The 20,825-nt window shown below is 43.6% G+C and carries 11 protein-coding genes; 8 read left to right on the top strand and 3 right to left on the bottom strand.

Annotation, left to right across the window (positions count from 1 at the left end):
• Window positions 1-3: 3 nt before the first annotated feature.
• Window positions 4-591, top strand: coding sequence for a hypothetical protein (locus CXF62_RS07110; RefSeq protein WP_102093568.1), 588 nt, complete (start codon window positions 4-6; stop codon window positions 589-591).
• Between the two features lie 136 nt (window positions 592-727).
• Here the strand turns inward: CXF62_RS07110 and sat are convergent, their stop codons facing one another.
• The gene (gene sat / locus CXF62_RS07105) at window positions 728-1,990 is read right to left on the bottom strand and encodes a sulfate adenylyltransferase (RefSeq protein ID WP_102093566.1); all 1,263 of its coding nucleotides are present in this window, start codon (window positions 1,988-1,990) and stop codon (window positions 728-730) included.
• A 343-nt stretch (window positions 1,991-2,333) separates the two neighbouring features.
• On the opposite strand from sat, the gene CXF62_RS07100 reads away from it, so the two are divergent.
• From CXF62_RS07100 to CXF62_RS07090, 3 genes are read left to right on the top strand one after another with little or no spacing between them, the layout of a single operon-like run.
• The gene (locus CXF62_RS07100; RefSeq protein ID WP_102093565.1) at window positions 2,334-4,019 is read left to right on the top strand and encodes a nitrite/sulfite reductase; all 1,686 of its coding nucleotides are present in this window, start codon (window positions 2,334-2,336) and stop codon (window positions 4,017-4,019) included.
• Complete coding sequence (locus CXF62_RS07095; protein ID WP_102093563.1) at window positions 4,012-4,602, top strand: DUF934 domain-containing protein; 591 nt, start codon at window positions 4,012-4,014, stop codon at window positions 4,600-4,602. The genes CXF62_RS07100 and CXF62_RS07095 overlap by 8 nt, the downstream gene beginning before the upstream one ends.
• Window positions 4,603-4,660: 58 nt before the next feature.
• Window positions 4,661-5,299, top strand: coding sequence for a phosphoadenosine phosphosulfate reductase domain-containing protein (locus CXF62_RS07090; protein WP_058025150.1), 639 nt, complete (start codon window positions 4,661-4,663; stop codon window positions 5,297-5,299).
• A gap of 73 nt (window positions 5,300-5,372) precedes the next feature.
• On the opposite strand, the gene CXF62_RS07085 is transcribed toward CXF62_RS07090, so the two are convergent.
• Entirely contained in the window at window positions 5,373-6,341 is a 969-nt protein-coding gene (locus CXF62_RS07085) for a WG repeat-containing protein (RefSeq protein WP_102093561.1), read from the bottom strand.
• 246 nt (window positions 6,342-6,587) lie between these two features.
• On the opposite strand from CXF62_RS07085, the gene cysG reads away from it, so the two are divergent.
• From cysG to CXF62_RS07070, 3 genes are all read left to right on the top strand, one after another.
• Window positions 6,588-8,228 carry a siroheme synthase CysG gene (gene cysG, locus CXF62_RS07080; RefSeq protein WP_102093560.1) on the top strand — a complete coding sequence of 547 codons (1,641 nt, stop codon included), beginning with the start codon at window positions 6,588-6,590 and terminating at the stop codon, window positions 8,226-8,228.
• Between the two features lie 153 nt (window positions 8,229-8,381).
• Window positions 8,382-9,992: an exonuclease SbcCD subunit D C-terminal domain-containing protein gene (locus CXF62_RS07075; RefSeq protein ID WP_102093558.1), complete on the top strand. Its 1,611-nt coding sequence runs from the start codon at window positions 8,382-8,384 to the stop codon at window positions 9,990-9,992.
• 83 nt (window positions 9,993-10,075) lie between these two features.
• Entirely contained in the window at window positions 10,076-13,951 is a 3,876-nt protein-coding gene (locus tag CXF62_RS07070; protein WP_102093557.1) for an SbcC/MukB-like Walker B domain-containing protein, read from the top strand.
• Window positions 13,952-14,075: 124 nt separating this feature from the next.
• On the opposite strand, the gene CXF62_RS07065 is transcribed toward CXF62_RS07070, so the two are convergent.
• The gene (locus tag CXF62_RS07065; protein ID WP_102093555.1) at window positions 14,076-18,923 is read right to left on the bottom strand and encodes an NAD-glutamate dehydrogenase; all 4,848 of its coding nucleotides are present in this window, start codon (window positions 18,921-18,923) and stop codon (window positions 14,076-14,078) included.
• A gap of 458 nt (window positions 18,924-19,381) precedes the next feature.
• Between CXF62_RS07065 and purD the strand changes: the two genes are divergently transcribed.
• Window positions 19,382-20,698, top strand: coding sequence for a phosphoribosylamine--glycine ligase (purD, locus tag CXF62_RS07060; protein WP_102093602.1), 1,317 nt, complete (start codon window positions 19,382-19,384; stop codon window positions 20,696-20,698).
• The last annotated feature ends 127 nt before the right edge of the window (window positions 20,699-20,825 follow it).

Genomic DNA, 20,825 nt, shown 5'->3' with positions numbered 1-20,825 from the left:
TATATGAATACTTCATACCATCAATTTCGTTCTATTGTAGGGCTGATAATGATGACCTCTACCCTAGCTGCTTTAACAGGCTGTAATAGCATGTCGCCTACTTCGAATAGCGCTAACCACAGCACGGTTAAATCAGTTGCCAGTACAACATCTGCTTTGTCAGCTATTGAAAGTAATGATTTTGGTGATAATGTCTCAGCAGACAGATTTCCAATAGATAAAGTTTCAACAAACAAGGTTTCAGCGGATTACGCTACTGCCGACTACGACAAACGAGCACAAGGCTATGATTGGGTTGGCGTGATGGTACGAGCAGATGGTGATCGACAGATTGACATTAAAGTTCGCTCACGCAGCGATATCAAAAAACCTACTTGTCACTTCGATGGTAAGGCAACACTCATGGGGCAAGATACTGCTCACGGTACGATTTTCCAGGCAAAGGTAAATGGCAGCACTGCTTTTTTCCAATTTAAAGACGACTCCCTCATCATCGACAGCCCAGATAAGTATGCACTGAACTATTTTTGCTCAGGTGGCGGCTCGCTTGCTGGAGAATATAAAAAGCTGGCAACAAATTTGGAGATTTAATAGACAGCGCTAACATGAGTTAAGGCGTGTTTTTCATTTCAAAAGTAGTGATAAAAACAAAAAGGTGCCAGACAATAAGTCTGACACCTTTTTTACGACTGGCTTAGTACAAGTTTTTTATACTGATGATCTGCCCTTATACCGCAGATGCACCCGTTAATTTAACCTCAGCACGCTCTTCTTTTGCGATACCAGCATAGTAGTCACGCAAAATTTGTAGTACTTCTGGACGGCTAAAGTTTTCTGGTACATCTTCGTCTTCTGATAGTGCTTTACGCAGCTTAGTACCTGACACTTTAACGTGCTCAGACGCGTCATGTGGGCAAGTCTTATCAGAAGCCATCGCATTACAAGCATTACACCAGAACGTCCAGCCAATTTTGAGCGGTTGGGTGATAAGATCATCTTTACCAACGTGTTCAAAAATAGTTTGCGCATCAAACGCACCGTAGTAATCGCCGACACCCGCATGGTCACGACCGACAATCAGATGGCTACAGCCATAGTTTTGACGGAATAGCGCATGTAATAATGCCTCACGTGGGCCAGCATAGCGCATATCCAACGGATAGCCTGCTTGTATAACGGTATCTTGTCTAAAGTAGTTGTCGATCAAGGTTTTGATGGCTTCTTGACGAACTTCTGCTGGGATGTCGCCAGGTTTCAATGCGCCTAATAATGAATGAATCAGTACACCATCACAGATTTCAATCGCAATCTTGGCCAGATACTCATGTGAGCGGTGCATTGGGTTGCGCGTCTGGAATGCCGCCACTGTTTTCCAGCCTTTAGCATCCAAAATTGCGCGTGTTTCTGCTGGCGTTTTGTAGATTTCTGGATATAGTGCTGGGAACTCACCTTCGCTTAATACTTCAACGCTACCGGCAATATTGATGGCTTCTTGGCTCAATACTTGCTGTACGCCCGGATGCTCTGAATCCGTGGTCGTGAATACTTGCTGACACTCATGTTCTTTATCGATGGTATAAGTCTCTTCTACCGTCAAGATACCCATGACTTCGCCATCTTGAGCGACCAAGGCTACTTTGTCGCCTTGACTCAAATTATCCGCAGTTTCTTTTGGCGCAGACAAAGTGATAGGAATTGGCCAAAACAAGCCAGCGTTTTCACCGCTTTGCAGACGCATGTTGTCTACCACGCCCTGCCAGTCCGCTTGATTCATAAAACCATTTAACGGAGTAAAACCACCAATACCGAACATGATTAAATCACCACGCTCACGTGAGCTTAGAGTGATGGTCGGCAATGTGCTGGCAAGCTCTAATGCTTGATCACGTGCTGCACCGTTTAATAATAGTGGCTTAAGCTCTGCACTACCATGTGGTGGAACCAGCTTTGATTTGAATTGTGATTGGGTTTGGCTTTGAGTTTGAGACATATAGTTATTAAAACCTCTTATAAAAAGAATGGTTGGAAGAGATGAGCAAAAATGCAAAAGCGATTAAATGTACAAAACTGAGAAGAAAGCCGTCGCTAGATAATAAGTAGCGTACTAGCGACTGGGCATTAAATTTGATACGCATAGGCTACCTAACTTTCGTTATGAAAATTTATGCTGTGTTTGGATATGGATATGTCTGAAAGGAATTTATGTTTCTGGCTACAAGCTTATATGATGTATAGCTGAATTATTTACATTGCGAACGGCAATAAAACCTATTACACACGCAAATCATTTTCGTCGCTGATTTTAAGATTAAAAACAAAACTGAGATTACGTCATGTATCAATATAATTACGCTGACCAGACTTTGGTAGAGGAACGAGTTGCCCAATTTCGCGACCAAACCGAGCGGTTTTTGGCAGGTGAGCTTGCCGAGGAGCAGTACTTACCACTGCGATTGCAAAACGGCTTGTATATCCAGCGTTATGCGCCTATGCTCCGTATCGCCATTCCTTACGGCTTGCTTGCCAGCTATCAGCTACGCAAATTGGCCGAGATTACCCGTAAGTATGATAAAGGCTATGGGCACATGACCACCCGTACCAATATTCAGCTGAACTGGCCAAAACTAGAAGAAGTGCCAGACATTTTGGCTGAGCTTGCGACAGTACAGATGCATGCCATCCAAACCTCAGGTAACTGTATCCGTAATACGACAACGGATCCTTATGCGGGTATCCATAAAGAAGAAATTGCTGACCCACGCCCTTATTGTGAGATTATCCGTCAGTGGTCAACCTTCCACCCTGAGTTTGCCTTTTTACCACGTAAATTTAAAATTGCAGTCATCGGTACCGAAGCGGATCGAGCTGCGACGCAAGTCCATGATGTGGGTCTGCACGTCGTTACCAATGACGCAGGCGAGCTTGGCTTTGAAGTGATCGTTGGTGGTGGCCTCGGGCGTACCCCTATTATCGGCAAAACGATTCGCAAGTTCTTACCGCGCGAGCATTTACTCAGTTATCTTGATGCGGTTTTGCGCGTTTATAACTTGCATGGTCGCCGTGATAACAAGTACAAAGCCCGTATTAAAATTTTGGTTGATAGCTTAGGCGGCGATCAGTTTGGCAAATTGGTGGAGGCTGAGTGGGAAGCACATACTAAAGATGGCCCGCTTACCTTGACTGAAGAGAATTTTGACACCGCTGCTAGCTACTTTAGCATGCCTGATTATCAGTCATTTGATGCGCTCGCAGTACAATCAGAGTTACAAGCACAATTGGCAGACAATAAAGATTTCGCTGATTGGTATAAGCAAAACACCGTGGCACATAAGGTGGACGGTTACCGTGCGGTAGTGATCTCTTTAAAAGCCGGACTGGTGGACGGTCGTTATGTGCCATCAGGTGACTTGAGTGATGCGCAAATGGATGCGCTTGCCGATTTGTCTGATCGTTATAGCTTTGGTGAATTGCGCGGTACGTATCAGCAAAATCTGGTATTCGCTGATGTGCAAACCAATGAGCTTTATGAATTGTGGCAGCAGCTATCAGATTTGCATTTAGCACGCGCCAATATCAATACCTTAACCGACATGATTGTCTGCCCAGGTTGGGATTATTGCTCACTGGCCAATGCGACTACGCACAATATCGCTGAGCAAATCGAAAAGCAGTTTGATGATTTAGATTACTTGTATGATCTTGGTGATATTCGCCTAAACATGTCAGGCTGCATGAATGCTTGCGCCCATCATCACACAGGTGATATCGGCATCTTGGGTGTGGACAAAAAAGGCGAGCACTGGTATCAGATTAGCCTTGGCGGTAACTCTAGTAATGACGCCAAATTGGGCAAAATCTTAGGAAAAGCGGTGCCAGCGGATGATGTGGCCAGCACGCTACAAACCATTTTAGATGTGTATCTCGATATACGCGGCACTAACGAACAAGATGTTGAGGGTTTTGGTGACGTGATTGACCGCGTTGGTATCGCCCCCTTTAAGGAGAAGGTCTATGGCTAATCATCATGTGCTTGATAGCCATGGCGCAGACATCAGTGGCGAAGATACTTGGCAAGCGCTAGCGACAGCGCAGCTGCCTGACGGTATCGCGTTATCAAACCTGACCTTGCTTGAGCTGTTACACAAACAAGAAAAAGTTGATGTACTTGTCCCATTAGCAGATTTATTAAATGCTGATGGAAAACTGGCAAACGGTTTGCTAGAGCAAGTATTGGATATCCTCAAGCAGCACAGCAGCCGATTGGGTGTGTGGATCACATCCAACACCGATGCTGATGATCTGACTGATGTAAAAGAATTTTTATTGACGCAAGACTTGATCGTCATTCATGTCCCAAGTTTTGTGGATGGTCGCGGTTTTAGTTTTGCACAGACCCTGCGTCAGCTTGGTTATGAAGGTGATATTCGCATGGCAGGCGCGTTTGGTCGTGATCAAATCGCTTATTTGCTGCGCGCTGGTGCGACCAGCTTTGTACTCAATGAGCATGATGCTAAATCTGATATTAGCCAAGCCTTCACTGCCCTAGCCAGTAGCTATGATGGTCGAGACGCTTCAGCATTACCGATGTTCTCAAAAAACTGATTTTATTATTCACTATCAAATCGCTATTTTTATATTAACAATTATTAAGGAATGTATTATGAGCCAATTACACCCAAACCTAGATATCGACCAAGCAAACCAAGATTTGCAAGGTAAATCACCTGAGCAAATCGTTGAGTGGGCATTGACGCAAGCCAAAAACCCAATCATCACCACCAACTTCCGTCCTTATGAGTCAGCGATCTTGCATTTGGTTGCCAAGCAGCGCCCTGACATCACGGTATTGTGGGTAGATTCAGGCTATAACACCGATGCGACCTATCAATTTGCCAACAAATTGATTCGTGATCTTGATCTCAACGTTGTGACTTATATCCCAAAACAAACCGCTGCACACCGTGATTCAACCATGAATGGTATCCCAGGCATTGACAACCCGCAACATGGCGAGTTCACTGAACAAGTGAAACTTGAGCCATTCCGCCGCGCCCTTGCTGAGCTAAAGCCTGACGTATGGTTTAACGCGATTCGTAAAGACCAAACAGAATTCCGTCAAGGGCTTGATGTACTTAGCTTATCAAAAGATGGCGTATTGAAAGTAGCGCCATTGTTTGAAAAAACCGATGCAGATTTGGATGTATACTTAGATGAGCACAACTTGCCAAACGAGCATGACTACTTTGATCCAACTAAAGTAGAAGAAAGCCGTGAGTGCGGTCTGCACACGCAGTTGTAATTTTAGTGTTTTCTGAATGAAAAAAGCCCTTTCTTTAATTTAAGAGAGGGCTTTTTTCAGTTTTTCATTGGACTTAAAACTTTTTTTCTACACGTTTACCTTGTCTATTAATGTAGAACCATTCACCATCTTTTTTGACATAGGCGGTACCATCTTTAAAAGGATCAATAAATGGAATGTCATCATAGTCTAATTCAATTGCTACATCACCATTTTTGTCAATAAATCCATGCTTACCGTTATCATAGACAAGTGCTAATCCGTTAATGAAGGGGAAGACCATTGCATAGTCTAGCTCTTTGACTACTTGATTCGACCTATTAATGATCATAAACTTATCATCATTATTAACGACGGCTAAACCACCTGAAAACCAAGTCACACTATAATATTCAATGGGTATCACGATATTATTTAGCCTATCTATAAATCCGAACTTTTCATTTTTTTCAACCGCTGCTAGGCCTTCTGTAAAGGAAATAGTAGAATCATATTCATAAGGAATAACTAACTTATTATTAATATCAATGTATCCATACTTCCCTTCGTTCTCAACTGCAGATAAACCCTCATTAAAACCCATTAAATCATCGTACATTATCGGAATAATTATCTGTCCCTGTTTATCAATGACTCCTCTTCTATTATCTACCACAACCACAGCTAAACCATCTTCAAATGGATAAGTAAGGCTGTATTTGAGAGGTATAACAACTTCACCCTGCATATTAATGTATCCGGATAAGTTGTCCTTATGAACACTTGCTAGACCTTCTACAAAAGCAATTGGAAAGTCATACTGTGTTGGTATTTTTATCACACCTTGCTTATCGATGAATCCATACTTACTACCTTTTATTACGGGCGCGAGTTCACCATCAAACTCACAGTGTTCATCAAATACAACCCCATTTGGTAACTTATAACCTTCAGCCAACGCGCATTCTGCTAGTACATCTGAACTAACTAGCAACCCTAAAATCAGTCCGAAAAAGACAGTACTTGATTTTTTTAGTCTATTAAACGTATTGTTTTGACTCATTATGATGCCTTCATAATTGTTCTGAATTAAAAAATATAAAATTATGCCCTTCTAAACCTCTAGTACGCCTATCATGTCTTATAAAACCTATTCCCTTTCTCACAAAAAACCATCATTAACATGACAAAAACGAATATACTAATGCCAATTCACTAGGTGAGAGTGTGCCTGTGATACCTCATAATGGCGACATTCCTTATATCTTTTCTACCTTTTATAATAAACAATTAAATATATGGTGACATTATGAACACCTTCCCGCTATTTTTTAAATTAGAAGACCGTAAAGTGCTTATCGTGGGCGGCGGCGAAGTGGCACTGCGTAAAGCGGACTTGCTCAGCCGTGCAGGCGCCTGTATCACTATACTTGCACCCGATATCAGCCACGAGCTACAAGCCTTACTCACTGACAGCAAACATGAATTTATCTATGAGAACTATAATAAAACCTATATGTCAGGCGCACGGGTAATCATTGCCGCGACTGACGATGAGACGCTGAACCACCAAATTCATGCAGATGCGACTGAGCTAAACATTCCAGTCAATGTGGTCGATACCCCGCATTTATGTGACTTTATCTTTCCAGCCATTATCGATCGCAATCCCATTGTGATTGGTATCTCATCAAATGGTAAAGCGCCAGTATTGGCACGTCTATTACGGGCACGCCTTGAGACATTAATCCCGCAAGGCTATGGAAAATTAGCCAAGCTGGCAGGTGAATTCCGCAGTGAGGTAAAAGCCAAGATACCAACGCTTACTGGCCGTCGTCAGTTTTGGGAGCGCGCATTTGAAGGCCAAGTCAGTCAGCTAATGTTCGCCGGTAATGAAACTGAAGCGACTGCACAACTGCAAGCTGATTTGGATAGTACTGCCGCTGCTATCAGTAAGAAAAGCGACGATACAGATGCGGTAAAAGAGACAGACACGATTGCTTCTACTCTATCTGATGAATCAGAAAAAGAGTTACCAGCCGTTGGCGAAGTTTATATCGTAGGCGCAGGCCCGGGTGATCCAGAGCTGTTGACCTTTAAAGCACTTCGTTTGATGCAACAAGCAGATGTGGTATTTTATGATGCGTTAGTCTCACCGCAGGTGTTGGACTTATGTCGCCGTGATGCTGATAAAATATTCGTCGGTAAAAAACGCAGTAACCATACTGTCGCACAGCTTGGCATCAATGAGTTATTGGTCAATAGCGCCAAAGAAGGTCGGCGTGTGGTTCGATTAAAAGGTGGCGATCCATTTATCTTTGGTCGTGGCGGTGAAGAAATTGAAAGCCTGCGCGCTCATGGTGTGCCGTATCAGGTCGTACCAGGGATCACCGCTGCCAATGCCGCTGCTAGCTATGCTGGCATACCCTTAACTCACCGTGACCACTCACAGTCCGTACGTTTTGTGACAGGATTCTTGAAGGCAGGCACGCCCAATAGCAACTTTAAAAACTTCTTGAACACCGATGAGACGGTGGTATTTTATATGGGTCTGCATTCGCTGGCGCGCTTGACTGAAGGCTTGGTTGACGCTGGTCGTAGCGCTGATACGCCAATTGCCATTGTCTCTAATGCCAGTATGCCCAATCAGCAAGTACTGACAGGTACGCTTGCAACGATTGTTGCCAAACAAGAGGACGCCGAGTTACCGACGCCTGCCCTGCTTATTATGGGCGACGTGGTCAGCTTGCATCATGATTTGGCTTGGTACAATTTACAGAATCAGCAGCACAACCAAAGCAGCGATGACATAGCTAAAAACTGGTTACGTGAAGGCTCAAGAGGTGAAGCAATCAAACAGCCCATAGATCAACAAGCTCATGCGCTATCGATGATTGCAAATCTTGCGACAAATTCAGGGGACGATCTAGAGCAGCTCATCATTGATTAATCTTCTGTGTCTTATTATTACCTGTACCGCAAAGCGACCCTGTCAATTATCTATTGGTAGGGTTTTCTTTTGGCAACAGCGCAAATCTCAACGATTCTTGCTAGAATGAAAGCTACCTAATTAATGTTCTGACGTTTAATGATAAGCCAAACTATGCCCCTATCTATTGCTTCTAAATATATCTCTGTTAGACCTTTGACCATACTGCATACCTCAGACTGGCACTTGGGGCGACGCCTATATGGGCGTCTTCGTTACGAAGAATTTGAGTCATTCCTGCATTGGTTACAAGACACCATCAGCGCACAAAAAGTAGATATATTGATTGTTGCGGGTGATATCTTCGACACCATGACCCCAAGCAATAAAGCCCAATCGCTATATTATGAATTTTTGGGTAAGGTCTCACGATCGTGTTGTCAGCATGTGGTTATTGTCGCAGGGAATCACGACTCACCAACATTTTTAGATGCACCCAGTCAGATGCTTAAGTTCTTAAACGTTCATGTGATTGGCACGGCTTGTGATGATTTGAATGATGAAGTATTAGTCTTGGGTGATGACGACAACAATCCTCATTGCATTATCGCCGCTGTGCCTTATCTGCGCGATCGGGATGTGCGTAGCAGTAGCGCTGGCGAGTCCGCAGATAGCAAAGACGCCAATGTTATCGCTGGTATTTGCGAGCATTATGACAATGTTGCAGACATTGCGAAGGCTAAGCAAGCCGACTTAAGCAAAACGCATCAGCGATATATTCCTATCGTTGCCACAGGACATCTATTCGCGTCTGGTGGTAAAACAACCGAAGATGATGGTGTACGCGAGCTCTATGTCGGCTCACTAGGTAAAATCTCTGCCGATATGTTCAATGATGGCTTTGATTATGTGGCACTTGGGCATTTGCACGTGCCGCAGCGTGTTGGCGGTCGTGAGAGTATTCGCTATTCAGGCTCACCTATCGCGATGGGTTTTGGGGAAGCTAAACAGCAAAAGCAAGTATTGCTGATACAGTTTGGTGCTGCAGAACATTTTAATAATGGCAACTCAGAGCTGAACGTCGCACCTGATAGTATTACTCCTTATGCCATCAATACAGCTGCTGATATTGAAGTCGTCAAAGTTCAAAAAACAGTAGAAAAACTGACAGAAAAATCCGCTAAAAAAGTGTCTAGTCAGGAACTGCCTTTCATGGATGACTTGTTTGGCTTTGATGAGCCTGCAGAAGATGAAGCAGTGGCACAATCTAATGCCATAGAAAATACTCCTGTTCAGCCTGAGCAATATAAAAGCATTCGAGAAACTTCTACTGACGCCGTGAATAGCAATAAAATTCTACATCGCGATGACGCTAATCAGATGCAAGTAGTATCCCTACCCATTCCAAAGTTCCAACAATTGGCGCAAATATCTGGTGACCTAACCACAATTGAACAAACCATTCAAGCGCTTACACAATCGGACTCTATTTGGCTAGAGATTGTCTATACAGGTGACGAAATCGTCAGTGATTTGCGTGAGCAAGTGCAAGCAATGGTAGAAGGGTTGCCATGTGAAGTGCTTAAGATAAAAAACACTCGTACTTATAATAAAGTCCTCAATCAGCAGCAAACATCTGAGAACTTGCAGGACTTAAATGAGATGGAAGTGTTTGAGCGCTGCTTGACGATAAATGATGTGGCTGATTCTCAAAAAGACTCATTGCGCGATGCCTATGGTCAGATACTTTATAACTTACGTCATGAAGACAAACAGGCAGAATGATATAAGTGACATATCATGACCACACTTCCTTATCTCTCTCAATTTTTCGCAGTTGCGGCTATTACTAATATTAAGACTTATCCATGCGCCTAATCGAACTCAGACTAAAAAACCTCAACTCCCTAAAAGGCGAATGGCATATTGATTTTGCTGATACTGCCTTTACCAATGAAGGTATCTTTGCTATCACTGGGCAAACAGGTGCTGGCAAGACCACCATATTGGATGCTATTTGCTTAGCGCTATATGGTGAGACGCCAAGGATTAATAGTATCAGTAAGAGCAGTAATGAGGTGATGACGCGGCAGACGGCAGAGTGTTTCGCTGAAGTAGTGATTGACTTAAATGGTGAGCAGTATCGCTGCCGCTGGGGGCAACGCCGTGCTTACAATAAAGCAGATGGCAATCTGCAAGATGCGACTCATGAAATCGCTAAGATAAACGTTGATGACTCGTCAAAAGAGGATGAGCTGTTAGAGAGTACCTTAAAGCATACCAAAAACAAGATCATTGAACTGACTCGGATGGATTTTCAACAGTTCACTCGCTCTATATTGCTAGCTCAGGGCAGTTTTTCAGCATTTCTAAAGGCAAAGGCTGATGAACGCGCAGATATTTTAGAGAAAATCACTGGCACTGATATTTACGCTACCATCTCAACACAGGTTCATGATAAGAAACGTACCGAGGAAGAAATTCTTAATAAGCTGCAATACGGTTTAGACGGTTTAATGCTTTTAAATACCGATGAAGAAAGTCAGTTAAAATCGGACTTGCAGTCATATCAAAGTGCTCAAAGTGAACAGCAGCAGACCATTCAAGATTTGGCCGAAAAGATAAAGTGGCTAGATAGCGTCACAGAATCAAAAGAAAAACTGAATACTTATCAAAATGATCTAGCGCAGGCTCAGCAGGCTCAGCAAGACTTCATCCCTAGTGCCAAACGCTTAATCGCTGCTAATAAAGCGTTGGAGATTGACAGTCAGTTCAGCCAACTTGTGCATAGTCGCGATAATTTAAAACGCTTGCAAGAAGAACAGCAGCAGATCAGCAGCATCCTACCGCAAAAACAAGACGACCTAGAGCAAGCAACCATACATCTAGAAACAGCAAAAACTCATGCGCAAGCTACCCATGAAACTTTGCAAACGGCTCTACCCAATATTGCGCAGGCGCGTAGACTAGATATAGACATTACGCAGAATAAGAATGTCCTAAAAGACATTGAGCAAAGACAGCAAACTCTAATGAGCAGCACTCAACATTTAAGTAAAGAGATAGACAACCATAAACAGCAGGCTGCGCAGAATAAAATCCAGCTCACACGTGTCGAAGGCTATCTTAATGACGCCCATGAATTAAACACTATCGATAGTGATATAGCGAATTTTAAGAGTCATTGCGGCCGACTAAAAGCCCTATTGCAAGAGAATACCGCCCTATCAGATGATAAAACAAGCCAGCAGCAACAGATCCACCAGTATCGCGCCAAACTTGACGTCTTAAATCAACAGAAAAAGACAAAAGACACCACCATGTTGTCTATACAGGATAAATTGGCCGCTTTACAACAAGAGCAAGCAGCATTAACCCAAGTGCAGTCATTGGCTGATATGCGAGATGAGCAAGAGCAGATTGATGATATCAACCGTCAACTTGACCAAGTGAGCGTTAAGGCAAAACAGCAAGATGAGCTTAGCGTACAAGTAGAGAAAATAGTTGCGACCTTGCCAGTAATGAGTAACGACCTCACAAAGCTGGCAGGCTTAATCGCTGATAATGAATCGGCTATCAGCGCTGCCAAAGAAAAGCGTCAAGACAAACAAGCCCAGCTGCATTTACTACAAAAAGTCGCCAAGTTAGAAGACTATATCGCTGACCTAAAAGATGGTCATCCCTGCCCGCTTTGTGGATCGCTAGAGCATCCTTATAGTGCAGACCACCCACATTTGATACAAGAAACGGAAGCAACGCAAACTCAGCGGCAAATAGCAGAGCTGGATACGACTATATCCAATTTAGAAGATACTCTATCTAAACATCGTATTAATCAAGCAACTGTACGACAGCAGTTTGCGCAAGCGGAAGAGCAACAAACCCTGCTAAATCACCAAATACAAAAGTTAAAGATAGATATCGACCAGTTGGTCAGTTCAGTACTAAATAAAGGCTATTCTCAATTTATTGCTGAAACATTAAAACCATTGATGCAGATTGAGACGCATGTAGATGCGCTGTCATTATTAGACAGTAGCAAAATCGAGCTAGGTAAGCGTAGAGAATCTCTTAAAAATACGTTAACTCAATATGAAACGCTTAGCGAGTCGCTCTCTACGATGCGTAATGACATCGAAGCGTTAGACAAGGAGCAGCGTGAGCTAACCAGCACTATTAACGAGATTGAGAGCAATAGTGAAAAAACAACATGGGCTATAGAAAACTTAGACAAGAAATCTGCTGATAATTTTTCTGAATTGACTGTGCTCAAAACCGATATATTAGCTCCGTTAAATAAATATTCCGCTGACAAACATCAGTCAGATGCAAAAATGGCGATACGTTCTTCACTGCAATCATTACAACCGTTGATAACCAGTGTTGAAGGCCAAGCCATACTAAGTGAAACGGAATATCAGTCGCATATCAACACCCTGCGCCAATGTCACAGTGCCTTTTTACAAATCAAGAAACAGTTTAACGACTATAGAGAGGATCAACAAAACCTAAAAACATCACTCGGTCGATTAGAAACACAAATCGAGACTAAGCAGTCTCAGCTCGACAAAGAAAAAAATGAGCTTGTTGAAGTTTCTCAACTCGCGGCTGAAAAAGCGGATACGCTTACGCAATTAAAAACAAACAGAGATGACGTCTTAGCTGATAAAGATCCTGAAGCAGAAGAAAATCGTTTACGTGATGCGTTAGATCAAGCTAAAACCACGCAGACCTCTACGCAAAGACAGCTAGACAATGCTGGGCAGATACTTAGTCAGTTGTTTAATACACAGCGACATTTGATTGAACAATTAACCACGGTGACTAATACACTCAGTAGCCAAGAAGATACCTTTAATTCAGCGCTTGCCGCCTCTGATTTCGCTAATGAAATAGATTTTACTAATGCACGCCTGCCAATTGATGAGCGTAACGCACTTAGACAGCAGCAACAGCATATCGATTACGCGCTAAAGCAAGCGCACTCTTTATTAGAAGAAACACAAAAAACACTTGCAGATAAACAGGCCAATCCGCTGACAGTAGACGATAGAGAAACGCTTACCCAACAGCAATCACAAGCGCAAGATGAATTTAACAAACGGATTGAATCAATCGGTGCAATCAGTCAGCGTCTAAAGGACAATGAAGATAAGAAAAACACCCAACAGGCGCAGATTAATGCCATCACCGCCCAAAAAGATAAACTGCAAGTTTGGCAACAACTGCACAAATTGATTGGCTCATCTGATGGTAAAAAGTTCCGTACTTTTGCTCAAGGACTTACCTTTGATCTCATGGTCACTCACGCCAATACGCAGCTGCAAAAAATGAGCGATCGCTATTTGCTGGCTCGTGATGATAATAGTCCACTTGAGCTAAATGTGATTGATAACTATCAAGGTGGTGAAATTCGCAGTACTAAAAACCTCTCAGGCGGCGAAGGTTTTATTATTAGCCTAGCGTTAGCATTAGGACTCTCACAGATGGCCAGTCAAAATATTCGGGTAGATTCGCTATTTTTGGATGAAGGATTTGGTACATTGGATGAGGAATCCTTAGATATTGCGCTTGATACGCTGACCAATTTACAGCAAGAAGGTAAATTAATCGGGGTGATATCCCATGTTCAGGCCCTAAAAGATCGCATTTTAACCCAAATCAAGGTCGAAAAGCTCTCGGGCGGATTTAGTCGAATCAGTGGTCAAGGATGTCATAAGATTGTCAGTGAAAAAGCATCATAAGTTAGGTTAATCACTTTACTACTTAATACTTTTAATTAAACCATTTCTTTTAGACAATAAAAAACCACCGAACATTAAGAACGGTGGTTTTTTTGTGCGACAGTTTGGGAGTGATATTACTTCATTACTTAGTAACTAAACCACTAAGCTCACTCATCAATACTGACAACGTTGAAAGACCGATTTGACCTTCTTCATCGTTGCTATGTAGCTCATCCAACTTATTCATCTCTGTGGTGACTGCTGCAAGCTGATCGACGTGTCTTGCTCTCCATTCACTAAATGCTTGCTTAGCATCTGGTTTTGAGAGTACCGCATCCATCAATAAGCGCAAGCTGCGTGACAGCTCGTTCACTAACGCATGACGTGCACGGCGATCCCAATAATCTTGCTGTGGTAGGCTGGCAATATTTTCCATCATCCAGTCTAACTGCAATACTTGATAAGCTTCAAAGTATAATGTTGCAATCTCATCAACAGGACGCTCGTATTGCTCAGCAAGCAACGCAGCATCAAGCGCATCGACATGGTACGGTAGCATCGCAAATAGCGTAGCGTCATTATCAGACAGCTCTTTTTGCATCAAGCGCTTGGTATCTTCTTGCAAATATTGTGCAAACTGCTGCTCGATAAAGCCACTTGGCTTCGTCAGTTTTTCCACACTTTCACTAAAGCGGCTAATCATATCAGCGACTTGCAGATTTTGACCGAAGGCATTGATAAACCAAACCACACCGCGCTCAAGTGAGTCACGTAGACGTAGCTCAAGGTTCAGCAGTAACGTCGCCTCAACTTGATTGTCTAGAGCTTCCAGTGCTTTCCAAGCGCGCGATACGTTGAATACATCACGGCTAATCGCATAACCACGTACGATAGTGGCTAGTGATTGATCGGTTTCCTCAAAGAGACGGAATAGCGCTTCAATACCTAAGCGATTGACCACACTGTTGGTCAAGTAAGTACTGATGATCTCGCGATGCAAACGGTGCTCAGTCATCTCATCAAAGAAGCGTGACGCAAGCTCATCTGGGAAGTACTTACGTAGCTCATTGATAAAGTACGGATCATCTGGTAAGTCAGACAATAATAGATTGTCATAGACCCACATTTTGCCATAGGCCAAGACCACTGCCAGCTCAGGATTGGTCAGACCAGTATCCACTTTTTGACGCTTCGCAATCTCTTCATCTGATGGTAGATACTCAATCGCACGATCCAGACGCCCTTCACTCTCTAGCATCTGAATAAAGCGCTGATGATCACTCAGATTAGCTGCTGCGCGGATATGGCTCAGCTCGATCGCTTGTGGTTGCAAGTAGTTTTGACGTAGTACCAATTCTGCTACGGTGTCAGTCATACTCTCAAGCAGCTCATTACGTTGCTTCAGCGTCATATCGCCTTGCTCGACCACTTTGCCAAGTAGGATTTTGATATTGACTTCATGATCCGAACAGTTAACACCGCCTGAGTTGTCGATTGCATCTGTATAGATACGTCCGCCCGTTTGAGCGTACTCGATACGACCTTGCTGAGTTAGACCTAAGTTACCACCTTCACCAACGACGGCTGCACGTAGCTCATTACCATCGATACGTAGCGAATCATTCGCACGGTCGCCCACGTCAGCATGCGTTTCGTTTGCACTTTTGACATAAGTACCGATACCACCATTCCAGATCAGATCGACAGGTGCTCGTAGTAACGCACTGATCAAATCGTTTGGTGCAAGGCTGTCTTCACTGATATCGAAGAGCGACTTCATCTCAGGACTGATAGCGATAGTTTTGTCTTGGCGTGAGAATATACCACCACCTTGACTGATTAATGATGCTTCATAATCTGCCCATGATGAGCGTGGCAATTCAAACAAGCGTGCACGCTCAGCGTATGAGGCGGCCGTATCTGGATTAGGATCAATAAAGATATGTAAATGGTTGAAGGCAGCAACTAGTTTAGTATGCGTTGATAGCAACATGCCATTACCGAATACATCACCACTCATGTCACCAATACCGACAACCGTAAAGTCATCACGGTTTTGGATGTCCATACCGCGCATACGGAAGTGACGTTTGACCGACTCCCAACCACCGCGCGCTGTGATACCCATTGCTTTATGGTCATAACCTACTGAGCCACCTGATGCAAAGGCATCATCCAGCCAGAAGTTGTATTCTGCTGCTAGCGCGTTGGCGATATCAGAGAAAGTAGCTGTACCTTTGTCTGCTGCGACAACCAAGTACGGGTCGTCCTCATCATGGCGTACCGTGTTGGCTGGCGGGACAATGTTACCATCTACAATATTGTCTGTGACATCAAGCATGCCGCGTAAGAATGTTTGATAGCAAGCGATACCTTCTGCTTGGAACGCCTCACGACCATCAGCCATGCTCTTAGTTTTTACAATAAATCCGCCTTTAGAACCTACAGGGACGATCACTGCGTTTTTGACCATCTGCGCTTTGACAAGGCCAAGCACTTCAGTACGGAAATCTTCCATACGATCTGACCAGCGCAGACCACCACGAGCGACTTTGCCGCCACGTAAATGTACAGCTTCGACGCGCGGTGAATACACAAATATTTCAAACATGGGCTTTGGCTTGGGCAGATTTGGAATGTCTGCTGCCAAGAACTTAAACGACAAACGATCTTTGCGCTCACCTTCATCATCCGTTTGATAGAAGTTGGTACGAACCATGGCATTAATCAGATCCAAGTACCAGCGTAGGATACGATCTTCATCTAGGCTATCCACATCTGCGAGTGCGGCTGTGATCTGCTCTTGGAATTTGGTCGTTTTTTCTTGGCGCGTCTCATCACTATATTCAGGATTCATGCGCGCATCAAATAGACTGCCCAAGGCCACACTGATATCACTGTTTTTAACGACAGTTTGCTGAATATAAGCACTGGAGAATGGCGCACGAGCTTGTAGCATATAGCGAGACAGCGCACGTAATACGACCACATCATAAGTGTCGAGCTTGGTCGTTAGTACCAACTCATTGAATGAATCGCTTTCAACACGTCCAGCCCAGATCTGCTTGAGGCTGTCTTCAAACTGACCACGTACGACTTGCATATTGACCGTATCGACATGCTCTAGCGTCAGCTCGTACTCTTGCATCCAAATAGGCTGCTCTGGCAAATCAAACTCATAAGTTTGTGCTGAGATAACCGATACACCAAAATTTTCAAGTATCGGCAATACTTTGGACAAAATAACAGGTTGTTCACGGCCATACAGCTTTAGATGCAATTGATTGTTTGCATCGCCAGTTGAGCGGTACAAATGCCAAAGCATCGGATTCTCTGCGGTCAGTCCCGCCAGACGCTTCGTATCTTCGACTGCGGTACGCGCATCAAAACGCTCTTGGTACGCAGCAGGAATATAGTCTAAAAAGCGACGAGTCAAAGCGTTGGCTTGTTGTTCGCCCACATTATCGAGTAGCATTTTTTGATAATTGTCATCCCATGATTGCATGAGTGCAGACAATTTGGCTTCAAGTGTGGCGATATTGACGTCATTTACTTGACCAGGCACGGTACGTACGTGAACGTGTACGCGGGCATGAGCCGATTCATTGAATTCAGTAGTAAACCCTGAAGACATACCGTTATAGGCGTCTTTTAAGACGTTTTGTACTTTGATACGTAGCTCGGTGTTGAACTTATCACGCGGGATATAGACCAAGCACGAAACAAAACGCTGATAATGGTCAATACGGCTAAATAGACGTAAGCTTTTCTTGTCTTGTAGTTGAGTAATGCCCGAAACAATTGGGTATAGCTCTTCGACGCTGGCTTGGAACAAATCATCACGTGGCAAAGTATTAATCACATGCATCATCTTGTGATGGGCATGACCGTCACGTGGCAAGTCTGCCATCGCCATAATCTTATTGGCTTTTTCTCGCAATAGCGGTATTTGCTGTACAGTCAGCTGATAGGCTTGTGACGTAAGCAAACCGATAAAGCGGTATTCACCAATTAGGTTGCCATTGTCATCGAACTTATGAATGCCCAAAAAGTCCATATATACTGAACGGTGTACAGGTGATACACGGCTTGATTTAGACAGCATCAACACGCGCGGCTCAGTCAATAATTGCTTTAGGCCTCTAGGTAATTGGCTAAAGCTTTCTGATAGCTTGTCTTTTTCAGAACCACGTAATAGACCAAGACCACTGTTACCGATTGCGAATAAATCTAAATCGGTCGGCTCAGAAGTCACTTCGATAGACTGACCACCTTCCAAGCGGTATTCACGATACCCTAAGAATATGAAGTGATCGTCTAAGATCCAATCTAAAAATGCTTGGATTTCTTGTTGTGAGTAGAATACTTCTGGTAGCGGCTTAGTTGAAAGCTCCGTTTTGATGTCATTCAACTGGGCACGCATCTGTTTCCAGTCACCAACGACTGTATCAAGCGTGTCAATTTTTGACATAAGCATCTGTTGAAGTGCTTCCAAGTCTTCGTTGTCTTGGTAAGCAATTTCACAATGAATCAATGACATATGTGAAGTGGCACTTTCATGTGCGCCTTCGATATGGGTGATATCACCATTTTCATCACGCTCAACACTGATGATGATGTTATAAGTACGATGAACATCGATACCTTCTGCTTCTAGGCTCATCAAAATCGTATCAACTAAGAATGGTCTATCATAAGCTGCGATTTGAATGACAGTGTGCGAGCTGTGAAAGTGCTGCTCTTCTGCTGCTGGGTTTAGTACTGTCAGCTGCGGCTTGCTGCCGTCGTAAGCTTTGAGTAGTGTAAAGTGATGTAGCGCCATGCCCGCCAAGTCAGCATTACTAATCGCCTCTGCAGTTTCTTGATGCAGCGGCTGATAATAGCTATGAATAAAATGATCAAATAGCGATTTGTCTTTTTGTACATAACTGGTAGCAATATCGCTTATCTGGCTAATGCGCTCTTTTGCGATACTGAGGGAGTTTGGCATTTCCTGCGTCCTTTTTTTATAGATTTGGTTTAACATTTATTTATTTAAGTTTATCGGTTTAGATTGACTACTGTTACTGCATATTCATCATTGGTGCAACGGTGCAGTATTTCCATTCACGCGACTTATTTTATTTTTATAACAGTTAGAAATTTTCTCCTTTTTTGCTCTTATTTTTTATTAATATGTAGCCATCAGAATTTAATACTACCAATATAGTGAAGTGTAACGCACATAAGGCGCGAGCTAAAGTGTACAACATCATTTCATGAATCAGCGATGTGTCGATAACCTTTACTAATGAGACAATGCATTTTTAGACATCGATATGGATGATTCGGTGCTGGCAGGCGGATACTCATGGTAATTGAAGGCGTTTTTTTGTTAGAATATGCCAACATATTTAAGAGCGTACGACTCGCTCACTATTAACTTTAATGCTAAGGGCAAAAGGTATGATGAATATTTTGGTGGTTGGCTCAGGTGGTCGCGAACACGCATTGGCATGGCAATGTGCAAAAGATGACAATGTAAAAAATGTCTACATCGCTCCTGGCAATGCTGGCACCGCCCTTGAGCCTAAATGCCAAAACGTTACGCTAGAGTCTACCGACGCTGACGCAGGCGAGCATAGTGCTGTTATCGCGTTTTGTCAAAATAATGATATCGACATGGTAATTGTTGGCCCAGAAGCGCCTTTGGTCACGGGTATTGTTGATGCTTGTCGTGAAGCAGGTATCAAAGCATGGGGCCCAACAGCATACTGTGCACAGTTAGAAGGCTCAAAAACTTTTGCTAAAGAGTTCATGGAGCAAAACAACATTCCAACCGCTGCTTATCAAGGTTTTACAGACGCAGTCGCTGCAAAAGCCTATGTCGATGAGCAAGGCGCGCCTATCGTTATTAAAGCAGATGGTCTTGCTGCAGGTAAAGGCGTTATCGTTGCTGAAACGATCGAACAAGCATATGAAGCTATCGACGATATGCTAGCGGACAACAAGTTCGGTGATGCTGGCAGCCGCGTGGTTATCGAGCAGTTCTTACAGGGTGAAGAAGCCAGCTTTATCTGCATGGTTGATGGTGATAACATCTTGCCAATGGCAACCAGCCAAGATCACAAACGTGCTTTTGAAGGTGATACTGGTCCAAACACTGGCGGTATGGGTGCCTACTCCCCTGCTCCAGTTGTTACCAGCGATGTTCATAACAAAGTCATGCAGCAAGTGATTCAACCAGTAGTTGATGCCATGAAAAACGCAGGCCATCCTTATACTGGCTTCTTATACGCAGGTCTTATGATTGATAAGGCAGGCGACCCTTATGTCATCGAGTTTAATTGCCGCTTTGGTGATCCAGAGACGCAGCCTATCTTGATGCGCTTGCAGTCATCAATGGTAGACTTGGTCGCCCAAGGATTAGACGGTCAATTGCCTAGCGAAGCCAAATGGGACAACCGCCCTGCCTTAGGTATCGTTGTCGCATCAAAAGGCTACCCTGAAACTTCATCTAAAGGTGATGTGATTGCTGGCTTGCCAGAACTAGATCCTAACAACGACGAAGCTGTGAAAGTTTTTCATGCTGGCACGGCATTTTCTAACGATAATGATAAAGAAATCGTCACAAACGGCGGGCGCGTCTTATGTGTAACTGCGTTAGCAGATAGCATTTCTGATGCTCAGCAAGCCGCATTAGCAGTAACCGCTGCTATTAGCTTCGATGGTGCGCAGTACCGCCGTGATATTGGTCACCACGCCATCACTCGCGAAAACGCTTAGCAGCTAATGCATATCAAAAGACATATTGAGTAGCGTCTTGGGCAATATTTTAGAGAATGCGAAGGTTTCGCTCAATGTGTTTGATTAATAATATTTCTATACTTTATAGCTCTACATCATTATTTGA

This window comes from Psychrobacter sp. MES7-P7E, assembly GCF_002863645.1.
GTDB lineage: Bacteria > Pseudomonadota > Gammaproteobacteria > Pseudomonadales > Moraxellaceae > Psychrobacter.
This window is presented reverse-complemented; position numbering and strand designations above follow the sequence as displayed.